This window comes from Streptomyces sp. NPDC055078, from assembly GCF_053607985.1.
In genome coordinates, this window is the sequence record NZ_JBSGUP010000868.1 from 1 (window position 1) to 2,872 (window position 2,872).

Annotated in this window: 3 protein-coding genes; all 3 read right to left on the reverse strand. The window is 68.3% G+C overall.

The window, feature by feature from the left end:
- Window positions 1–287: 287 nt before the first annotated feature.
- A complete protein-coding gene (locus tag ACWF94_RS37895; protein ID WP_453499398.1) occupies window positions 288–1,151 on the reverse strand; it encodes an ABC transporter permease in 864 nt (287 codons plus the stop codon).
- Window positions 1,148–2,119 (reverse strand): ATP-binding cassette domain-containing protein, encoded by a 972-nt coding sequence (locus ACWF94_RS37900; protein ID WP_453499400.1) that lies wholly within the window; start codon window positions 2,117–2,119, stop codon window positions 1,148–1,150. Before ACWF94_RS37900 ends, ACWF94_RS37895 begins: the two co-directional genes overlap by 4 nt.
- Before the next feature lie 149 nt (window positions 2,120–2,268).
- The gene (locus ACWF94_RS37905; protein ID WP_453499402.1) at window positions 2,269–2,844 is read right to left on the reverse strand and encodes an NADPH-dependent FMN reductase; all 576 of its coding nucleotides are present in this window, start codon (window positions 2,842–2,844) and stop codon (window positions 2,269–2,271) included.
- Between the last annotated feature and the right edge of the window lie 28 nt (window positions 2,845–2,872).

The window sequence follows — 2,872 nt, forward strand, 5'->3', positions numbered from 1 at the left end:
GTACTGCCCCTCAGGGGTCAGGGTCCGTCCTCAAGCGCCGGACAGGCTGGGTTTCCTGGCCCCGCCCCTCGCCTGACGCCAAGCGATCAGCGCGGAGCGACCGGCGACCGGCGACCGGCGACCGGCGACCGGCGAGCAACATCCCGCCGATACGAGGGAGTTCCCGTCCTCCGCTCCTCCCGGAGCTTCGCCGAGGCCGTCCCCTACCCAACCAAACGCCGGACCGGACGGGCACGAGGTACGCGCACCCCCACGCAGTGCGCGTACCCGTGCCCGTCCGGGCGCGGTCACTTGCGGTTGTAGAGCCGCATCGTCAGAGCGCCGAAGACGATGACGAAGAACGCGGCCCACCCCAACGACCAGGCGATGTCCGCCGTAGGCCACTCGCCGGACATCAGCTCGCGAACCGCCGTGGCGACATGGGTCACCGGGCTGTTGTTGACGAAAGCCTGGAGCCAGCCGGGCATGGTCTTCGGGTCCACGAAGACATTGCTCAGGAACGTCAGCGGGAAGATCACCATCATGCTGACGCCCATCACCGACTTCTCACTGCGCAGCAGCAGTCCGAACATCGTCCAGACCCAGGAGAAGCAGAAGGCGAAGACCACCAGAAGCAGCACACCGAGCAGGACGCCCAGAGGGCCGCCGTCCGGCCGATAGCCGATGATCATGCCGACGGTCAGCATCACCACGGAGGCGATGAGATAGCGGACGACATCGCCGAGCAGATAGCCCGCCATCGGGGCGGGCCGCCAGATCGGCAGCGTACGGAAGCGGTCGAAGACACCCTTGGTGATATCGGTGTTGACCGCGACGCCCGTATACATCGTGATCATGACGATGCTCATGGTGAGGATGCCGGGCAGCAGGAACTGGATGTACTCCGAGACCGACCCGGCCAGCGCGCCTCCGAAGAGGTACGTGTACATCAGGACCAGCATGATCGGGAAGGCCGTCACATCGAAGAGCTGATCCGGCACATGCTTGATCTTGAGCATGGCCCGCCACCCGAAGGTGATCGAGGCGGAGAGGGCACTCGGCCGCGGTGGTCGCTCCTTGCTGACCAGCAAGGCCGCCAGTTCGTCCGTCTTCGGGCCCTCGAAGAGGAGATCCGCGTCGTCGGTGGCCTTGGTGGTGGTGGCGGTGCTCATGCGGCCGTCCCCTTCTTGTCGGTCAGGGCGAGGAAGACCTCGTCCAGGCTGGGCTGTCCCAGCGCGAAGCTGTCCACGGTGATTCCGCTGTGCGCCAGCTGGGCCAGCGCCCGGGCGGCCTGCTCGGCCGCGCCCTGGTCGGTGCTGTCCCCATTGATCCGGGCGGTCAGGGCGACCGGGTCGGAGTCCAGCTGCACGTCCGCGCCGATGGACGCGGCGAGCACCCGCTCGGCCTCGGGCCGCTGCGCGGCGTCCCGCAGTCGCAGATGGACCGCGCCCGAGCCGACGGACGCCTTCAGCTCGCCCTTGGTGCCCTCGGCGATCACCTTGCCGTGGTCGATCACGGCGATACGGGACGCGAGCTGGTCGGCCTCGTCCAGATACTGCGTGGTGAGCAGGACGGTGGTGCCCTGGGCGACGACGGCGCGCACGATGTCCCAGACCTGATTGCGGCTGCGCGGGTCGAGGCCGGTGGTCGGCTCATCGAGGAAGAGCAGGTCGGGGGTGTTCAGAATGGAGGCGGCGATGTCGATACGGCGCCGCATACCGCCCGAGTAGTTCTTCACCTGCTTGCCCGCCGCCTCGGCCAGACCGAAGGCGTCGAGCAGCTGGACCGACCGGACCCGGGCGGCGGCCTTGGAGTGCCCGAGGAGCCTCCCGAGGAGCACCAGGTTCTCCGCGCCGGTCAGGTCCTCGTCCACCGAGGCGTACTGCCCGGTGAGGCTGACCCGGCTGCGGACCGCGTCGGCGTCCTTGCGGACATCCTTGCCGAAGACCCTGGCCTCACCGCCGTCCGGCCGCAGCAGGGTGGCGAGCATCTTCACGGTCGTCGTCTTCCCGGCGCCGTTCGGGCCGAGGACGCCGTAGACCGTGCCGGCGGGCACGGAGAGATCGACGCCGTCGACGGCCCTGTTCTCACCGAAGACCTTCACCAGGCCCTTGGTCTCGATTGCCAGTTCTGTACTCATTCGCAGTTCCTTCAGCGGTCTTCGGCAGGTATGTGGATCACTGGGTTCAGGGGTATCGACTCGAACCGGCGTCAGAATTCATCGGACGCGGCGGAGGGGCCGGACAAGTCGGGTGGCGGGTGGCGGGGGCGGCGGCGGGTGGCGAGGGTCTACGACGGATACGGGCGGGCGGCCCGGGCCTCCCGCAGGGCGAGCCCCCACCAGTGGAGCTGGTCGAGCATCAGCCCCGCCGCCCGGTCGCGCTCCTCCCACCGCTCGTTGAGGAGGTCGATGGCGACGCCGTTGCGCAGGGTCACCGTGTGCAGCTCGGTGAAGACCGAGCGCAGGTGCTCCGCGGCATAAAGGCCGCAGGAGCCGTGCCCGTAGCTGACGAAGGCGACCGGCTTGGTCTGCCACTCGTCGTAGGCGAAGTCGATGGCCTGCTTGAGAGAGGCGGGGAAGGAGCGATTGTACTCGGGAGTGACCACCACGAATCCGTCCGCGCGGTCGATCTCGCTGCAGAAGCCGCACATCTGGTCGGTGGCCCGGTCCGGATAGCGGGCCGGGAAGTCGAAATCGATCAGGTCGATGACCGACAGCCCGACATCCGTCCGCCCATCGGCCCAGGTGGTGAACCAGTCCCCGATCTTCTCTCCCACCCGCCCCTCGCGCGTACTGCCGATGATGACGGCGATCCGCAGCGGGGAAACATCGTCCCCCTCGCACTCCTGCCCCCGCTCGCTCATGCTGTGCCACCCTCCCTCGGTCCGGCCC

What these genes read in the sequence shown, in the direction of transcription:
- ACWF94_RS37895 (WP_453499398.1), bottom strand. Translation starts at nt 1,151, where the DNA reads ATGAGCACCGCCACCACCACCAAGGCCACCGACGACGCGGATCTCCTC.
- ACWF94_RS37900 (WP_453499400.1), bottom strand. Translation starts at nt 2,119, where the DNA reads ATGAGTACAGAACTGGCAATCGAGACCAAGGGCCTGGTGAAGGTCTTC.
- ACWF94_RS37905 (WP_453499402.1), bottom strand. Translation starts at nt 2,844, where the DNA reads ATGAGCGAGCGGGGGCAGGAGTGCGAGGGGGACGATGTTTCCCCGCTG.